The organism is Sphingobacterium sp. UME9, assembly GCF_014170215.1.
Taxonomy (GTDB): Bacteria; Bacteroidota; Bacteroidia; order Sphingobacteriales; family Sphingobacteriaceae; genus Sphingobacterium; species Sphingobacterium paramultivorum.
The window spans coordinates 1156148-1171623 of the sequence record NZ_LZZP01000003.1; the positions used below are offsets into that span (position 1 = coordinate 1156148).

Here is a 15476-nt window from a genome sequence, read left to right on the forward strand (position 1 = left end):
TATAACCAACAAAAACAAAAGATTATGGGCTTATTTTCAAACAACAAAAAAGGAAAAGGGTCTCATCCTTTTTTTCATAAAGCGACCAAAGCAGTAGTCAATACGACCTTTTCAGCTAAAGATTCCAGTCCATTAAGGACAACACAACCCATGCTTTTTGTCAAACAATATGATATCCTAACGATCTTGAGGGAGATTTTAATGCCGCAGAATCAAAACTAAATTCGAATAAAAAGGCTTATCTTTCTATCCAAAAGTGAACAATTGGTTTGGAGTTACTGGATGCAAAATAGCGTCATTGCCATTCTCATGGAGCCATCCCATCCAAACTGCTCCGGGGACAAAAAAAGAAATTCAAAAAATCATTGAAATTATAAAAAAGGAAGTTTAATTTAACAAGATAAAACTTTTCTAAAAAAATATTGTCATACGATAAATAACAATCGATAGACAGTATATTTGTCAGCTATATGAAGTACAAACAAATCAACAACAATTCCATCAATCAAATCATGCTAATCGTCATCATTCTGGCGATATGTATATTGATCTTTACAAGCCTATTCTACTACCTACCCGGTTTTCTGGGAGCAGTTACCTTATATGTTCTTTTTAGAAAAATCAACTTTAAGCTAACTGAAGAAAAAAAATGGAATAAATCTTTCGCCAGTATTTTATTGATATTATTGACCATCATATTCTTGGTAGGACCACTCTATCTGTTAATCAACTATATGGTACCTCAGGTAACAGAAGTCATTAGCAACAAAGACGATCTGATGCACAAGTTTGACTCGATCAAAATCTACTTTAAAGACAGCCCTTATTTAAGCAATATCGATCTTTCAGATACTGCCTTAATGGGAGCGCTTCAAAAAGCAGCTAAATTCATACCCAATATTCTGAATTCCGTTGCAGAAGTTGGTGTCAATATATTGGTTGCTCTATTTGTTTTGTATTTCATGCTGGTTAGCAGCAAAAAATTAGAACAAACCATCTATCAAGCGATCCCTTTCACCAAAGCCAGTAAAGCCGAATTGTGGAAAGAGTTTGACATGATGGTAAAATCCAATGCAATCGGCATCCCCATTTTGGCCATGTGCCAAGGTATTGTAGCCGGTCTTGGCTATTGGTTCTTTGGCTTGGAGAGCCCTATCTTTCTGGGGATACTCACCGCTGTTTCCACCATAATTCCTATTTTAGGAACGATGGTGGTATATCTACCGGCAGCGCTTTTTCTACTTGCGAATGGGCAGTCCGGAAATGCAATAGGTCTTGCCTTATACGGGATCATTATCATCGGGAGTATTGATAATGTACTTCGGTTTACCATATTGAAAAAGTTGGGTGATGTACATCCATTAATAACCGTGTTCGGTGTATTGTTAGGATTAAATCTATTTGGTATGCTGGGATTGATCTTCGGTCCGCTCATTTTATCCTGCGTTAGCGTACTCCTGAAAGTCTACAGTATTGAATTTGGACGAAGTACGCCTGAAATCATTCAATCTACCTCATTGACAGATACAAAGTCTACTCATGACAGCCCTGACATTATAGAATAAGGGCACTTCAATAGGTTAAGTTGATTTGATCACAAATGCATCAATATCCAGTAAACTGTCATAAATAAGATTCAACGATTGATAATCCCTTTTTTTTTATAGTTTTGAATCATTAATACAATAGATTGTTCAATGCTTTCTACGCAGAATTTGACGATCTGTTAAGCATAAATATTAAAACGATAAAATCACTAAAACTGATTTAAAAGCAAACGTATTCTATGAATAAAAAGATAATCTTAGGAGTGACAGTGGCATTGGCTGCCGGAATTCTTTCCTCATGTAACAACAACAAACCGAAAACAGATCATACTGCAAATACGTCCCAGGAAGCCAGCGCTGAAAGCCATGACCATGCAGGTCACGATCATGCAGGCCATGACCATAGTCAAGCTGCACCAACGCAATCTTCCGACCCTGCAGCCATTCTCCCTAATTTCACATTTTATCAGCTTCGTTCGGGCATCCGTGTTACGCAGGAAAACGTTGCCAAAGACAAGAATACGGTTTTTATCCTATTTGATCCAGGATGTAGTCATTGTCAACATGAAGCTACGGAGCTAGAAAAGAATATTGATCGTATAAAAGATGTCAATATCTATTATATTTCCATGAATGACCCGGCATTAGTATTAGGTTTTTTTGACACATTCGCTCCTAAACTATCCAAAGCATCTAACGTAGAGGTATTGATTGATAAAGACCAAACGTTTATACAAACAATCCATGTGCCTTCACAATTTCCGGCAAATTATGTGTATGGTGCGGATGGAAAGCTAAAAGCACATTGGGAAGGTGAAAAAAATATTAACGAAGCAATAAGCCAATTTCATAAATAATCTGAAATGCTAAACATAGCAATCAATGGATTCGGACGTATCGGTAGAAATACACTACGTAATATCTTTTTAAGAGGGGCTTTCGATGAACTGCAGGTCATCGCTATCAATGATCTGACAGACACCAAGACGTTGGCCCATCTATTTAAATATGATTCTGTACATGGACCTTTTCCTGGTACCGTGACCCACGATGACCAACATATTATTGTCAATGGTCTTTCCATCTTGGTCACCAATGAAAAAGATCCTGCGGAACTGCCTTGGAAGGAGCTTCAGATTGATGTCGTCATAGAATCTACGGGGTACTTTACCAGTCGTGACAAAGCGTCGTTGCACTTGGAAGCTGGTGCAAAAAAAGTGATTATCTCCGCACCGGCACAAGATAAAGACATTCCAACAGTGGTATTGGGCATTAATGATCGTGTCATTGATCTATCTGCTTCGATTTTATCCAATGCCTCCTGTACAACAAACAATGTTGCTCCCCTAGTTAAAATATTGGATGAAAATTGGGGCATCAAAGATGGCTATATTACCACGGTTCACTCCATGACTGGAGACCAGAATCTTCACGACGCACCACATAAAGATTTAAGGAGAGCGCGGGCAGCATCGTCGGCGATCATTCCAACAACTACTGGTGCTGCTAAGGCCATAACCAATGTCTTTCCACATTTGCAGCATAAATTAGGAGGCGCAGGCATACGTGTACCTGTACTCAATGGCTCATTGACGGACTTTACCTGTACACTTGAGAAAGAAACCACGGTAGAGGAAATCAATAAAGCGTTCAAAGCTGCAGCAGAAAACGACTTAAAAAATGTATTATTTTATACAGAAGACCCCATAGTTTCGGTAGATATCATCAATAACCCCTATTCATGTGTATTTGATGCCCAGTTAACCTCGGTAGTGGGCGGTCTGGTCAAGGTAGTGGGCTGGTATGACAATGAATTTGGTTATTCTAATCGTTTGGTTGACCTCCTGGTCAAGATCGACAAGCTTGTATAATCTAGCTACCCCTGCAGCATCTTACGATAGGTTCCGGTATTAAAAAAAAGCGTCCTTGCCAGCTATAGTTGACAAGGACGCTTTTTTCTTCACGCCTTAATTTTACATTTCCCCTTCTACGCCCAAACCAAACAACGCAAAATCATATTTGACCGGATCCAACGGATCTAGTAGGCGTAGATTGGCCGTTAATTCCTGGGCTGTTTTCCAATTCACTTTATCCAATGTTATTAGACCAAATTTACGGGCAACACGCTCAACATGGACATCGCACGGGCAGATTAGATCTTTTGGGGACAGGCGGTGCCAAAGCCCAAAGTCTACCCCTTTTGTATCTTTTCTGACCATCCAGCGTAAAAACATATTGATCCGCTTGACGGTTGACTTCTGTGCTGGACTACTAATGTGTTTCCGTGTGCGAACAGGATAATCAGGCAACGAAAAGAAATAGGTTTTAAAGGCATTCAGTGCCATTTCTAAGTCGACCTCTTCCCTGTTCTCCTGCCCTACGAGAAAAGCATCTTCCAAAGATTCGAAATGCTGATAGTGATGCTTAAAAAAAGAAACAAAATAAAGAATATCGGTATCATTGAACGTGCGGTGTTTAAATCCCAGTAAGGTTTTTAAATCCTGCTCTTGATGATTTATCATATAATCGTATGGCGAACCATCCATTCGAGCCACTAGCTCGTTGCATTTATTGATAATCGTCTTTCTTTGCCCCCAAGCCATAATGGAAGCCAAGAATCCCATAATCTCAATGTCCTGCTTCGCTGAAAATTGATGCGGAATCGATATGGGATCATTTGGAATAAAACCAGGTTGATTATATTCATCAACTTTCTTATCCAAGAAATCTTTCAGATCAAAATCAACTGCCATGCTAATCCTTATCTTCCTGTCTGCAATATGCCTTTACAAATCTTTGCAATCAAGCCTGGGCCTTCATAGATAAAACCGGTATAAACTTGAATGAGACTGGCTCCAGCATCTAACTTCTCAATGGCATCTTTCGCCGAATGAATCCCCCCTACACCAATGATAGGAAATGCCTTGTTGGACTTTTCACTTAAGTAGCGAATAACTTCTGTTGAACGCTTGGTTAAAGGACGTCCACTTACCCCGCCCGCTTCATTAATCAGTTCCTGTTGACTCTTTAAGCCTTCTCTTGAAATTGTTGTATTCGTTGCGATGACACCTGCAATTTGTGTCTCCAATACGATCTCGACGATATCATCCAATTGACTATCCGTCAAATCAGGTGCTATTTTAAGCAGGATTGGCTTCGGAGCTGTTTTAGCGACATTGAGGCTTTGTAAAGTATTTAATAGATGTTTTAAAGGTTCCTTTTCTTGCAAATCGCGTAAGCCCGGTGTATTCGGGGAGCTCACATTGACAACAAAATAATCCACGTAGTCAAACAATGCATTGAAGCAATAAATGTAGTCATTGACAGCTTCTTCATTAGGCGTCACCTTATTCTTACCGATATTCCCGCCTATTAACAATCCTTTTCGATCCTTTAGATTTTTCAATCTTGTGGCGGCAACGTCTGCGCCTTGATTATTAAATCCCATTCTATTGATCAAAGCTTCATCGGAAACAAGTCGGAACATCCTAGGTTTATCGTTGCCCGGTTGCGGCTTGGGAGTTACCGTTCCGATTTCGATAAAACCAAATCCCAAATTAGTCATATCTGCAATATATTCCGCATTTTTATCAAAGCCAGCAGCGAGACCCACAGGATTTTTAAATTTCAATCCAAAGACTTCGCGTTCCAAACGTGGATCTTCCACGGTAAAAAAAGCATTCAATAATTGTTTGGCGCCCCAAATTTTTGAGAAAACATTCAATCCACCGGTCACTTTATGGTGAGCCGACTCCGGATTCATTGTAAAGAATATAGGTTTGACTAATTTATACATAATCGCAAAGTTACTCAAAGAAGAAGAAATATTCATTACTTTTGTACTTTTGCAGTTGAAATGATATCAATAAATAATTTAACATTTGAAATAGGATCTCGCGCTTTATATGACGAAGCAAACTGGCATATCAAACCAGGAGATAAAGTTGGCTTGATCGGTGCCAATGGTACAGGTAAATCGACTTTACTTCGCCTTATTGTCGGTCAGTATACGCCTACGTCAGGAACGATTTCCATGGCGAAGGACCTTAAGATTGGTTATTTAAACCAGGACTTATTGTCGTACCATTCTGACAAAAGCATTTTGCATGTTGCCATGGAAGCTTTTGAGCGCCAAAATCAATTACATGCCGAAATCGAGAACTTACTTCACAAACTAGAAACAGATTATTCGGATGACATCCTGAATAAGCTAAGCGATAAACAAGTAGAATTTGAGGCCTTAGATGGTTATAACATCGAATTTAAGGCCCATGAAATCCTTGCCGGTCTAGGTTTTTCTGAAGAAGAACAAAAAAGACCATTAGCAACTTTCTCCGGAGGATGGCGTATGCGGGTTATGCTTGCCCGTATCTTATTGCAAACTCCGGATATTCTGTTACTGGATGAGCCGACCAACCACATGGACTTACCTTCCATCAAATGGCTGGAGAACTATCTGCAAGCATTTGATGGCGCCATTGTGATTGTTTCCCACGATCGATATTTCCTTGACCGCATCATCAAGAAAACGGTAGAATCACGTAAAGGAAAATTAACACTTTATGCAGGTAATTACAGTTTTTATCTTGAAGAGAAGGAATTACGGAATGAATTGCAGGCCAATCAGTTCAAAAACCAGCAAGCCAAGATAAAACAGGAAGAACGTCTAATTGAGCGTTTCCGCGCTAAGGCTTCCAAAGCCAAAATGGCGCAGTCGCGGATCAAGGCGTTGGATCGCCTGGAGAGAATTGACGATGTTGACGATGACAATCCGACGGTAAACTTCAGCTTTAAATTTTCAAAACCTTCAGGTCGCCACGTCGTGACATTGGAAAATATTTCCAAGTCATACCCTAATCTAGAGATCTTAAAAAATACCTCGGCTATTATAGAAAAGGGTGATAAGATTGCACTAATTGGTGCCAATGGTAAAGGTAAATCTACCCTCTTACGTATCGTGGCTAACGCGGATCACGAGTTTGAAGGAAAGGCAGAACAGGGACACAACGTTTCGCAAACATTTTTTGCACAACATCAGCTGGAAGCCTTACATCTGGAAAATTCCATCCTTGCCGAGTTACAAACTTTTGCACCGAAGCATACAGAGACCGAATTGCGCTCCATTCTTGGATGTTTTCTATTCACCGGAGACGATGCTTTCAAAAAGATCAAAGTACTTTCCGGAGGCGAGAAATCACGTGTGGCTCTTGCAAAAGCATTAACCGCAGACGCGAACTTCTTAGCGCTCGATGAACCTACCAACCACTTGGATATGCAGTCTGTCAACATTCTGATCCAGGCTTTGCAGCAATACGAAGGTACATTTATCGTTGTATCCCACGACCGGTATTTCTTGGACAATGTGGCGAACAAAATCTGGTACATTGAGGACAAACAGATCAAGGAGTACCCAGGTACTTACCAGGAGTATGAAGAATGGGCTGCAAAACGCATCGTGAAGACGGAGGTAAAAACCGAGAAAAAAGTCAAGGAAGAACCCAAAGTAAAGAAAGAAAAGCAACCACTTACGGAAGATAAGACACGTTTGTTGAGCAAAAAAAATAAGGAGCTAACTTCTTTTGAACAAAAAATTGAGGAGCAGGAAATTTTAGTCAAAAACTTAGAATCGAAGCTTGCCGACGAAGCGGTGTATTCGGATGCCACTAAGTTACAGGAAACTACACGTTCTTACAACTCAGCAAAGGCATTATTGACGCAATTCCAAGAGAGTTGGGAGCAATTGGCGGAAGAAATCATGGAATTGGAAAATGATTAATTTTTTTGGCTTAAAATCAGCTTATTAAGCATTAGAGCGTGATTTTAAGTCAAAATTATTTGCAGGAATAGGATTAAAGCCCTACTTTTGCATCACTTCAAACAAGGAACGGTAGTTCAAAAATAAAGAAGTAAGATTCCGTAGCTCAGCTGGTAGAGCAATACACTTTTAATGTATGGGTCCTGGGTTCGAATCCCAGCGGGATCACAGAGAGTAACACTAAAAATCATTAAAACCCTGCAAATCAACAGATTGCAGGGTTTTTTATTTAGGAAAAAGTGCCAAAATATGCACGAAATAGCATACTTGAGGTGCGTCATTCGGTGCGTCATTGCTGATTTTAAATGACGCACCGAATTAGATCTTAACTTATTGATAATAAACAGGTTCAACCGAAATACATCTTGTTAAAATAGTACTGCAATGCTAATTTTGTTTCACTTTTAAACACATTAGTTATGAAGACTAATTTTAGCGTACTCTTTTTTTTAAAGAAGCCAAGAAACCAAAAAATTGACAGTGATTATTTCATCTACCATCGCATAACCTTAAATGGTAGACGCTGGGAAGGTGCAACGGGAAAGAAAACCGCTAGCAATCAGTGGAATCCAGAAGCTGGGAAACTGCATGGTAAGTCTCAACAGATTAAAACAACAAATGCTTTCCTAGACAATTTAAAAGCTAAGTTCTATTCCCTGTACCACGATCTTCGAATGGACGGAATCGATTTTGACATCACCACGTTTAAAAATCGATACCTAGGTATTACAGATGCTGGCTACACTTTGTGTGATGCCATACGGCTACACAATACTAAAATGCAGACTTTGGTAGAATGCGGCGAGTATGCAATCGGTACACTTAAAAGATTTCAGGTGCTCTTTAGGCACATTGAAAGTTTCATCGAAGTTACATACCAGAAAGCCGATATTGATCTGAAAGATCTAGATCAAACGTTTATTGATGACTTTGAATTCTACCTTAGATCTATTAAGCTTAATGACATCAACACATCTAATAAACACCTGAAGAATCTCAAAAAGATCATCCTGATCTGCGTACGTTATAAATGGATAGATGGTGATCCTTTCGATGGTCGCAAGCTTCAATCAAAACCTGTGAACAGAACTTTTTTAACAGCAGATGAATTACGTCGCATCGACGAAAAGGAACTGACTACACAAAGGTTGGAACAGGTGCGCGACTTCTTCCTGTTTAGCTGCTATACGGGTCTTTCCTATGCCGACGTACACAAACTACAGTTGACAGATATTGGCGTGGGCGTAGATGGCGGAAAATGGATTTTCACATATCGTCAGAAAACAGATACACGAGTTTCCATTCCTTTACTTCCTGTAGCGTCAAACATCTTAGCAAAGTATGCTGAAAATCCGTGGTGCGTTCATAACAATCGCGCATTACCTGTTTCCAGCAATCAGAAGATGAATGAATATCTGGTGGAGATTGCTGCTATATGCGGTATCAATAAGACGCTCGGCAATCGTGTGGCCAAAAGAACCTTTGCAACCACCGTAACACTCATGAATGGCGTACCTATTGAAAGTGTATCTAAAATGCTTGGCCATACCAACATTCGCACTACGCAGCTCTATGCAAAAGTACTCGATAAAAAAGTCAGTGAGGACATGGCGCCATTGATGAAAAAGTTCGCGGCGCACTATGACGATTAAATTATCCTAAGCATCTGATAGCGAAATAAGGAACAAAGTATTGTTCAATTCATATAGATTGGACAATACTTTTTAATATGCACAAACAATCTTCGGGAGTTCTTTAGAGGTAGATTTGCTTATCGATTAGTCCGTTTAAAAATTCTTTAGCATTATCAACCAATTCTGTGTAGGTTTTATGATCCTCAATACTTACAGAAAGACGATGCACTCTGTGACTATCATCTATTTCATATGCCAATCCAACCTTTCTGAGAAACCACTCAGTATCTTCAATCGAAGCATATTCAATGTCAGATTTTAAATTGTAATACTTCCTTAGCCTAGTGCGCCTGAGTCTACCATCAATAGTCCAAAGGAGATATCGGCTGTCTGTGCCCTTTACATATCCATATATTGGATCGCCAATGAAGTTCATCTCTTGATCAAAACAATCGTCATATTCAATTTGGTTAAAAATCGACTTAGTAAGTTTTTTATTCGCTACAGACACTTGAGTAATAGTGACCTTAAGCTGCGTTAAGTCTAAGTTTTTCATAATGGCGTATTTAATGCTAAGGTAATTGGTTTGCTAATAACTTTACCTCAGATTTTCTCCACATGATTTGAGTTATAGAAATGGCGGTCAACAAAATGTTGTTGACCGCCTAATTTAATATCTCCTAGCTGGAAACCCATTCTTTCTATCAGCTGTCTTCATTTAAGAATTCCATAAGTCCAAGCTACTGGATGCTGCACTAACCACGGATCTCTTCATTATCCTTCTACAATCCTAATCCTCATAAATCATGGGTTATCATAAACGCTAACATATTCTTACTTTTTGGGTTTTGGCGCATCATACCTACCTTCAAGTTCGACTTTACTAATAGCCCGTATCACATCCAGAAGATCTCCATTGCTGTTGAGCGCTTCACCAATGTTGGCAAATAATACACTCGCTCTAACAACAAAGTATTCATTTACTACATCAAGCTGTTGCAGAAGTAACCGCTCCAGCAGCATGATATGCTCAGGTTTCCAGCCTTTCATCTCTGCTTTATTACTGAGATAATATATAATAACATTCTCCTTTTTAATGAATAACATATTTGGATCTTCTTATCGTGGGTTCTGCTGAATATTTGATAGCGCAATCACTTCCTCTGGAATAGCAATTGCGTAACGTGGATCATTTGGCGGTAGCTGATACCGCTGACCACCAGAAACCCTTTCCAGCGTGATACCTACTCCATCCCTATTGTATCTTTTTATATCTGCCCATCTCAGCGCACGCATCACCAGCTCTTTACGCCGCTCATCTCTAATAATGGCTACAGCGGTATCTTTATCCGTGAATGTGTAATCTGTGAAATTGGATACCTGGTAGCGAGTAACCAAAAGCTGATTCAGCACATCGGCTGCGCCATCAAGGTCTCCCAGCTGCGCCTTGCACTCTGCTACCATCAGTAGTATTTCTGCCGAACTTATCCCATTGGTTACACTCATCGCTGCAGTATGACCACCCCGAAAAAAATAGGTGCCATCTGGGTTTGCCCGATAATAGATTCGCTTGCGCAGGTCATGTGCTGTATACATATCAAGTAGCTCGGGGACTATCTTAGCAATGCTTGTGCTCAGCGGCCCGCCATAAAGTGTGTTACTCCATAGCAGCAGCTCTTCGCTACTATTGCTCGTGACTGGAATCGGATATAGTGGCGTCTCGCTGAGTGTGTTGAAATCAATAAGGCTCAAGCTTGAACGATCTATTTCGTTCAGACTTTGTAGTGACCCGCTATAGTCTCCCATATATAAATATGTTCTGGCTAGCATCGCTAGCGCCACGGTTCTGGTCGGTGCTGTTTTTCCCGGTTGACGCTCAGGCAAGAGCGCGATAGCAAGATGAAAATCGCTAATGATCTGCTGGTAGGTTTGTTCTAGCGTCGCACGTACCGAAGGCATATTGGGATCTGGATCAAGTTTTAGCACGATACCTAGATCCTGCTGGGAGGACTGGGTATTATAAGCGACACACCAAGTTTGCGCAGCATCCAAAAAGCGGCTCGCCCGCATAAATAGTGCATGCCCGCGGATCTGATCGGCTTGCACTCCCGTCAGGTTTTGCTCATCCATACCCTGAAGAACCAGATTGCAAATGTTAACTGCATAGTAGCAGTTGTACCACTCGTCACCACCCGAACTTTGCGGACGAGCCACAAAGTCTGGTTGCCATGTGTACAGTCTGCGATCACTCTCATATCCTAATCCTCGCACGTCGGCATCACTGAGATAGAAATCTGCTGCACTTACCTCTACTGCGGCGGCGTAGTCATTGTTGATATTTCCAAAATTGTCTAGCATCGCTTGAAAGTCCCCTACCGTAGCGGGGACAGATAAACGCTGATCTGCCTTTTGTTCTAGAAAGCTATTGCAGCTTGATAATTGGATCATACCTATGGCCATCAGGACTCCCACATACAGGGTTTGTTTTGATGGCATGGCTAAAAGTCTGGCTCGCCAGTTTGTACCTTTTATGTTTTGTAATTCCATCGCTATATTGATTTTAAAAGTTTGCGCGCATTCCTATGGTGTAGCCTGCTGGACGAATGAGCCTTGTGCCAGCCGTATTATTAAAATCTGGATCAATCCCATGCATATTCGCTCGCCAGAGTATCCCCAAATTATTGGCATTCACATAAAGCTGTACCTGATGCTGCCTGCCAGCAATCTGTAGGGGCAAACGGTAGTTCAGATTGATATACTGCAAGCGGATGTGATCCCCTTTTTCTACCAGCGCGCTGGATCCAGCATAAAAGTTATCTCGCTGGGAGTCTGTGCTGTACATATTTGCTGGAATGTCGGTGTTTAGCTCATCACCAGGCTGCTGCCAGCGGCTCGCATAATCACTATGGCCGCGCCAGCTATTAAATAAATTAGTGTAGTGAATCGATCCCCTGCGAAACCAGTAGCCGAACTTAAAAGATATCCCCACCTGCAAACTGATCCTTTTATAGCCAAAGGAGTTAATAAATGAGCCAAAACTGGTCGGTATCGAAGAACCAAAGAACTCTAGCTCTTCCAGCGTAGTTCCTGCCCCGATAATCGTACGATAGTCTGTGCTGATTTCTCCATCTAAGTATCCTTGCGCCGCTCCTGTCTGTGAATCCAGACTCGCCCAAGGGTAGGCAAATACCGAATAGACTGGTTTGCCCGCCACGCCAGATATGGGGACATTGCTCGGATTGACATACTGATTGGCTAGCGTGCGGTTGATCAGATACTGCTCGATCTGGTCTTTAAAAAAGCTGTAGTTTACTATACTTGTCCACTCCAGTCCACCGCTTTGGATATTGATTGTTTTTAATTCCAAATCTACCCCATTTCCCGACATGCTGGCGACATTACGTAGCGTATAGGGCGGAATGCCAGTCGTGTAGTCCAGCGGTGCGGCGCCAAACAAATCAGTCCCTTTTTTACGGAAGTATTCTACGCTAGCCACGATCCTGTTATCCAGCATCCGCACATCAGCAGCTAGATTGATCATGTTGGATGTCTCCCAGCGCAATGAGGGATTGTAATAGTTATTGACTACAGCTACGGGCCTACCCGTGTAGTTAGAATTGCCAGGCAAATAGCGAATGGTATTCACTGCCGCCATCGCTGGGTCAATATTACCGCTAAAGCCATAAGTAGCTCGAAGATTCAGGTAGTCTATTAAATTCGAGCTAAAAAAAGATTCCTCGGAGATTTTCCATGCACCACCCACGGACCAAAACGGGTTCCATTGATCATTGGTGTTTAGTCCGAACAGGTTACTGGCATCCCTTCGCACGCTACCCGAGAGCGTATATTTACCGCGATAGGTATACGCCGCATTACCATACTGCGATAAAAAGCGTGTCTGGGTAGCTGAGACAAACTGATTGTTAGGGATAAAGCTACTACCTGAGATAAAACTAGGGTAACTGCGGGTAAAGTCCACCAGACCGCTGGTCATATTATCAGGATTATATCCATACAGCCGATGCTGATCGGACTCGCGAACAACTGAACGCATTTCTAAACCAATTATTCCGCTGATATGATGTTCATCTCCAAAATCACGATCATAGGCCATCTGACCGCGCACATTGTTGCTGCGGAGCATACTGCCAGAAAGGTCTTTTATGCCACCTCTAGGCACGGCATAGCTGGCCTGCCCTTGATTATTGATTTGCGTATAGCGGTTGACAAAGTCACGCGCCATGTAGCTCTGTGGATCAGCTAGCGTAGTGCCCTGATCATACTGCCGTTCGAACTGATAATTAACCGACGCGTTAAGCCCAGGCAGTATCTTATAATCAAGCGCAGCAGTAGCCAGCATATTTGATGAGCGGCTAGAACTAGTATTATGCTGCCAGTCGGTTAGTGGATAGTAGTTCCAGTCTTGTAGTACCCCCTGCCCAACTGAATTGATATAGCTATTGTTCCAAGCATTAAATACAACCTTTGGCTGACCATCCTGATCGGCAAGTTCCATGTATGGAACAAACACGCCACCGTTCATAAAAATACCGCCATAACCCAGCCTGCCTGAACGTGTACCCGACTCGGTATAATAGATGCCCGTACGTATCGAGAGTGACTCTAGAGGCTTATAAGTGTTTTCAAAGCGTAGATTCAGCCTTCTATATCCTTCCCCTAAGTTATCTCGATTACGATCATAGCCTGCAGCCGATGACCAGGACAGCTTTTCTGATCCTCCTTGCAATCCTAAATAGTACTGCTGATTTACCCCAGCGCGGTACATATGCTGGTTTAGTTGATCCCGTGCATCGATGCCTCGTAGCCGCTGTAACTCGGCATCTACCCCACTGGCCTCTAGAGATCCCTCGCGCAATTTGCTGAGCATATCCACCACTGGAGAGATCACAAGGCGTGAAGCCGAGGAAATCCGGCTATTGTAAAATCCCCGATTAAAAAGCGCTACTTCCATATCGATATAGTCCGCACTAGACATTTGGCGGATGTAACCTAGATCTGGTTTGGTAGTAATGGTCACATGGCTATTGAACTCGACAGATATCGGCCTATCAAATAATCCTTTTTTTGTGGTAATTACTATAACCCCATTAGCTGCTCTTGCACCCCAGATGCTGGATGCTGCGGCATCTTTTAAAATCGTGATACTCTCGACGATATTAGGATTAATGTTATTGATATCACCTTCATAGGGAAAGTTGTCCACTACAATTAACGGATCACGAGGTCCTTGGATGGTGGATAACCCTCGAACCATTAGTCGGGGTGTGTTTAAGCTGTTATCGGTCGTGATGCTACTAGCAATCGCGGGTAGCCGAGAGATGATATCTGGACCTACCTGCTGATTGAAAAGTTCTCTATCTACTGATGAGAAAGAACCTGTTGCCCGTTCGCGCGGTAGCTGTTGATAGCCCGTGGAGACCACTGTAACTGAGTCAACCGAGCGCACCTCGGGCTCCAGTCGCACCGTTAACGTATCGATATCCGCATCCATGATTGATGTTGTAAATAAGCGGTAGCCCTGATGTTCAATCACAAATTGTTTGTCAGCTGATGGATGTATTCCAAGTACAAAGCGGCCGCGAAGATCGCTAAGCGTAGAATTATCTAAACCCGACTGGCGGATTGTTGCTCCTCTGATGGGCAGACCATCTTGTTTCGAGATAACCCTGCCGCGAAGCTGCTGGGCGCGGGCAGCATGATAAGATAAGGCTAGGGTTAATGCTAGTAGGTATATTGCTTTCATAATAGATTTCGGTTATCCTGTTTTAAAGGTTTTGTTTATCAAGGTGATATTCGATGATATCCTGCACCACTCCGCCCCCACTAGTGAATGCGCGGATAAAGCCGTTTCTAGATATCCAGACGTAATTCGGTATTAAGCGATGAGGAAACTGCGCAATGAGCGTTTCATCAAAAATAATCGAGGGCAGATTCGTGCCGCCAATATCGGGTAATACGTCCTTATAACACCGATCGATTTTTTCAAAAGTGTCTTTGTACTTCAAGGGGTTGACCAGCACAAAGACTACATCATCGGGATACTGCTGGGTGAGCTTATCTAGTTTGGCAAAGCCCGATCGGCACGCCCCGCACCAAGTAGCCCAAAAGTCTAGTACCAACAACTTACCTTTAAACTGCTCCAGTGTTCCGCGAACGGTGTCACCAGCGGTATAAAATAGATGCTGCTGAGTCCAGAATTCATCTGGCACCTGCTCCCCCATAAAAGTGGGGTTCACTTCTTTAACCTTTACTCCAGCCTCGCGACCTGGGCGAGACTGGGCAAAGGCGCTATTAACAAACACGTATGAACTGAGAACAAAGAGGGTAAATAGCCCTACTACTGCTATGATGATATGTTTGGGTTTTGGCCAAAGCGCGGCCAAGGCATCGGAAAATGTCATAATTTTTTGATGTTAATAAGACTGTATGTCTTGATTAGCTGTCACTGATCTTTATACC

Annotated in this window: 13 protein-coding genes and 1 tRNA gene; 7 read left to right on the forward strand and 7 right to left on the reverse strand. The window is 42.0% G+C overall.

What is annotated here, in order from left to right:
• Positions 1–24: 24 nt before the first annotated feature.
• The 4 genes from A9970_RS06465 to gap all read left to right on the forward strand — a co-directional run bounded on the left by A9970_RS06465 (position 25) and on the right by gap (position 3418).
• On the forward strand, positions 25–222 hold the full coding sequence (locus A9970_RS06465; RefSeq protein ID WP_182981697.1) for a hypothetical protein: 198 nt from the start codon (positions 25–27) through the stop codon (positions 220–222).
• 248 nt (positions 223–470) lie between these two features.
• Positions 471–1565, forward strand: coding sequence for an AI-2E family transporter (locus A9970_RS06470; protein WP_153844616.1), 1095 nt, complete (start codon positions 471–473; stop codon positions 1563–1565).
• A gap of 221 nt (positions 1566–1786) precedes the next feature.
• Entirely contained in the window at positions 1787–2404 is a 618-nt protein-coding gene (locus A9970_RS06475; RefSeq protein WP_153844617.1) for a redoxin domain-containing protein, read from the forward strand.
• A gap of 6 nt (positions 2405–2410) precedes the next feature.
• Positions 2411–3418, forward strand: a complete 1008-nt coding sequence (gene gap, locus A9970_RS06480) for a type I glyceraldehyde-3-phosphate dehydrogenase (RefSeq protein ID WP_153844618.1) — start codon at positions 2411–2413, stop codon at positions 3416–3418.
• 102 nt (positions 3419–3520) lie between these two features.
• Here gap and A9970_RS06485 read toward each other — a convergent pair whose 3' ends face one another.
• A complete protein-coding gene (locus A9970_RS06485; protein WP_182981698.1) occupies positions 3521–4300 on the reverse strand; it encodes a TIGR02757 family protein in 780 nt (259 codons plus the stop codon).
• Positions 4301–4308: 8 nt separating this feature from the next.
• Positions 4309–5343, reverse strand: a complete 1035-nt coding sequence (locus tag A9970_RS06490; protein WP_182981699.1) for a quinone-dependent dihydroorotate dehydrogenase — start codon at positions 5341–5343, stop codon at positions 4309–4311.
• Positions 5344–5403: 60 nt separating this feature from the next.
• Here A9970_RS06490 and A9970_RS06495 point away from each other — a divergent pair, with 60 nt between their 5' ends.
• The 3 genes from A9970_RS06495 (at position 5404) to A9970_RS06505 (ending at position 9014) form a co-directional block, all read left to right on the forward strand.
• Positions 5404–7323: an ABC-F family ATP-binding cassette domain-containing protein gene (locus tag A9970_RS06495; RefSeq protein WP_182981700.1), complete on the forward strand. Its 1920-nt coding sequence runs from the start codon at positions 5404–5406 to the stop codon at positions 7321–7323.
• A 134-nt stretch (positions 7324–7457) separates the two neighbouring features.
• Positions 7458–7530, forward strand: a tRNA-Lys gene (locus A9970_RS06500).
• A 251-nt stretch (positions 7531–7781) separates the two neighbouring features.
• Positions 7782–9014 carry a site-specific integrase gene (locus tag A9970_RS06505; RefSeq protein ID WP_182981701.1) on the forward strand — a complete coding sequence of 411 codons (1233 nt, stop codon included), beginning with the start codon at positions 7782–7784 and terminating at the stop codon, positions 9012–9014.
• A gap of 103 nt (positions 9015–9117) precedes the next feature.
• Here the strand turns inward: A9970_RS06505 and A9970_RS06510 are convergent, their stop codons facing one another.
• From A9970_RS06510 to A9970_RS06530, 5 genes are all read right to left on the reverse strand, one after another.
• Positions 9118–9552, reverse strand: coding sequence for a hypothetical protein (locus A9970_RS06510; protein WP_182981702.1), 435 nt, complete (start codon positions 9550–9552; stop codon positions 9118–9120).
• A gap of 278 nt (positions 9553–9830) precedes the next feature.
• The gene (locus A9970_RS06515; protein WP_182981703.1) at positions 9831–10103 is read right to left on the reverse strand and encodes a hypothetical protein; all 273 of its coding nucleotides are present in this window, start codon (positions 10101–10103) and stop codon (positions 9831–9833) included.
• Between the two features lie 12 nt (positions 10104–10115).
• Positions 10116–11444, reverse strand: coding sequence for a RagB/SusD family nutrient uptake outer membrane protein (locus tag A9970_RS06520; protein WP_182981704.1), 1329 nt, complete (start codon positions 11442–11444; stop codon positions 10116–10118).
• A gap of 112 nt (positions 11445–11556) precedes the next feature.
• Positions 11557–14760 carry a SusC/RagA family TonB-linked outer membrane protein gene (locus A9970_RS06525; RefSeq protein WP_182981705.1) on the reverse strand — a complete coding sequence of 1068 codons (3204 nt, stop codon included), beginning with the start codon at positions 14758–14760 and terminating at the stop codon, positions 11557–11559.
• A 22-nt stretch (positions 14761–14782) separates the two neighbouring features.
• Positions 14783–15418, reverse strand: coding sequence for a TlpA family protein disulfide reductase (locus A9970_RS06530; protein WP_182981706.1), 636 nt, complete (start codon positions 15416–15418; stop codon positions 14783–14785).
• Positions 15419–15476 lie beyond the last annotated feature (58 nt).

Excerpts from the sequence above, each read along its gene's own strand:
- A9970_RS06465 (WP_182981697.1), top strand. The coding sequence starts at position 25 with ATGGGCTTATTTTCAAACAACAAAAAAGGAAAAGGGTCTCATCCTTTT.
- A9970_RS06470 (WP_153844616.1), top strand. The coding sequence starts at position 471 with ATGAAGTACAAACAAATCAACAACAATTCCATCAATCAAATCATGCTA.
- A9970_RS06475 (WP_153844617.1), top strand. The coding sequence starts at position 1,787 with ATGAATAAAAAGATAATCTTAGGAGTGACAGTGGCATTGGCTGCCGGA.
- gap (WP_153844618.1), top strand. The coding sequence starts at position 2,411 with ATGCTAAACATAGCAATCAATGGATTCGGACGTATCGGTAGAAATACA.
- A9970_RS06485 (WP_182981698.1), bottom strand. The coding sequence starts at position 4,300 with ATGGCAGTTGATTTTGATCTGAAAGATTTCTTGGATAAGAAAGTTGAT.
- A9970_RS06490 (WP_182981699.1), bottom strand. The coding sequence starts at position 5,343 with ATGTATAAATTAGTCAAACCTATATTCTTTACAATGAATCCGGAGTCG.
- A9970_RS06495 (WP_182981700.1), top strand. The coding sequence starts at position 5,404 with ATGATATCAATAAATAATTTAACATTTGAAATAGGATCTCGCGCTTTA.
- A9970_RS06505 (WP_182981701.1), top strand. The coding sequence starts at position 7,782 with ATGAAGACTAATTTTAGCGTACTCTTTTTTTTAAAGAAGCCAAGAAAC.
- A9970_RS06510 (WP_182981702.1), bottom strand. The coding sequence starts at position 9,552 with ATGAAAAACTTAGACTTAACGCAGCTTAAGGTCACTATTACTCAAGTG.
- A9970_RS06515 (WP_182981703.1), bottom strand. The coding sequence starts at position 10,103 with ATGTTATTCATTAAAAAGGAGAATGTTATTATATATTATCTCAGTAAT.
- A9970_RS06520 (WP_182981704.1), bottom strand. The coding sequence starts at position 11,444 with ATGATCCAATTATCAAGCTGCAATAGCTTTCTAGAACAAAAGGCAGAT.
- A9970_RS06525 (WP_182981705.1), bottom strand. The coding sequence starts at position 14,760 with ATGAAAGCAATATACCTACTAGCATTAACCCTAGCCTTATCTTATCAT.
- A9970_RS06530 (WP_182981706.1), bottom strand. The coding sequence starts at position 15,418 with ATGACATTTTCCGATGCCTTGGCCGCGCTTTGGCCAAAACCCAAACAT.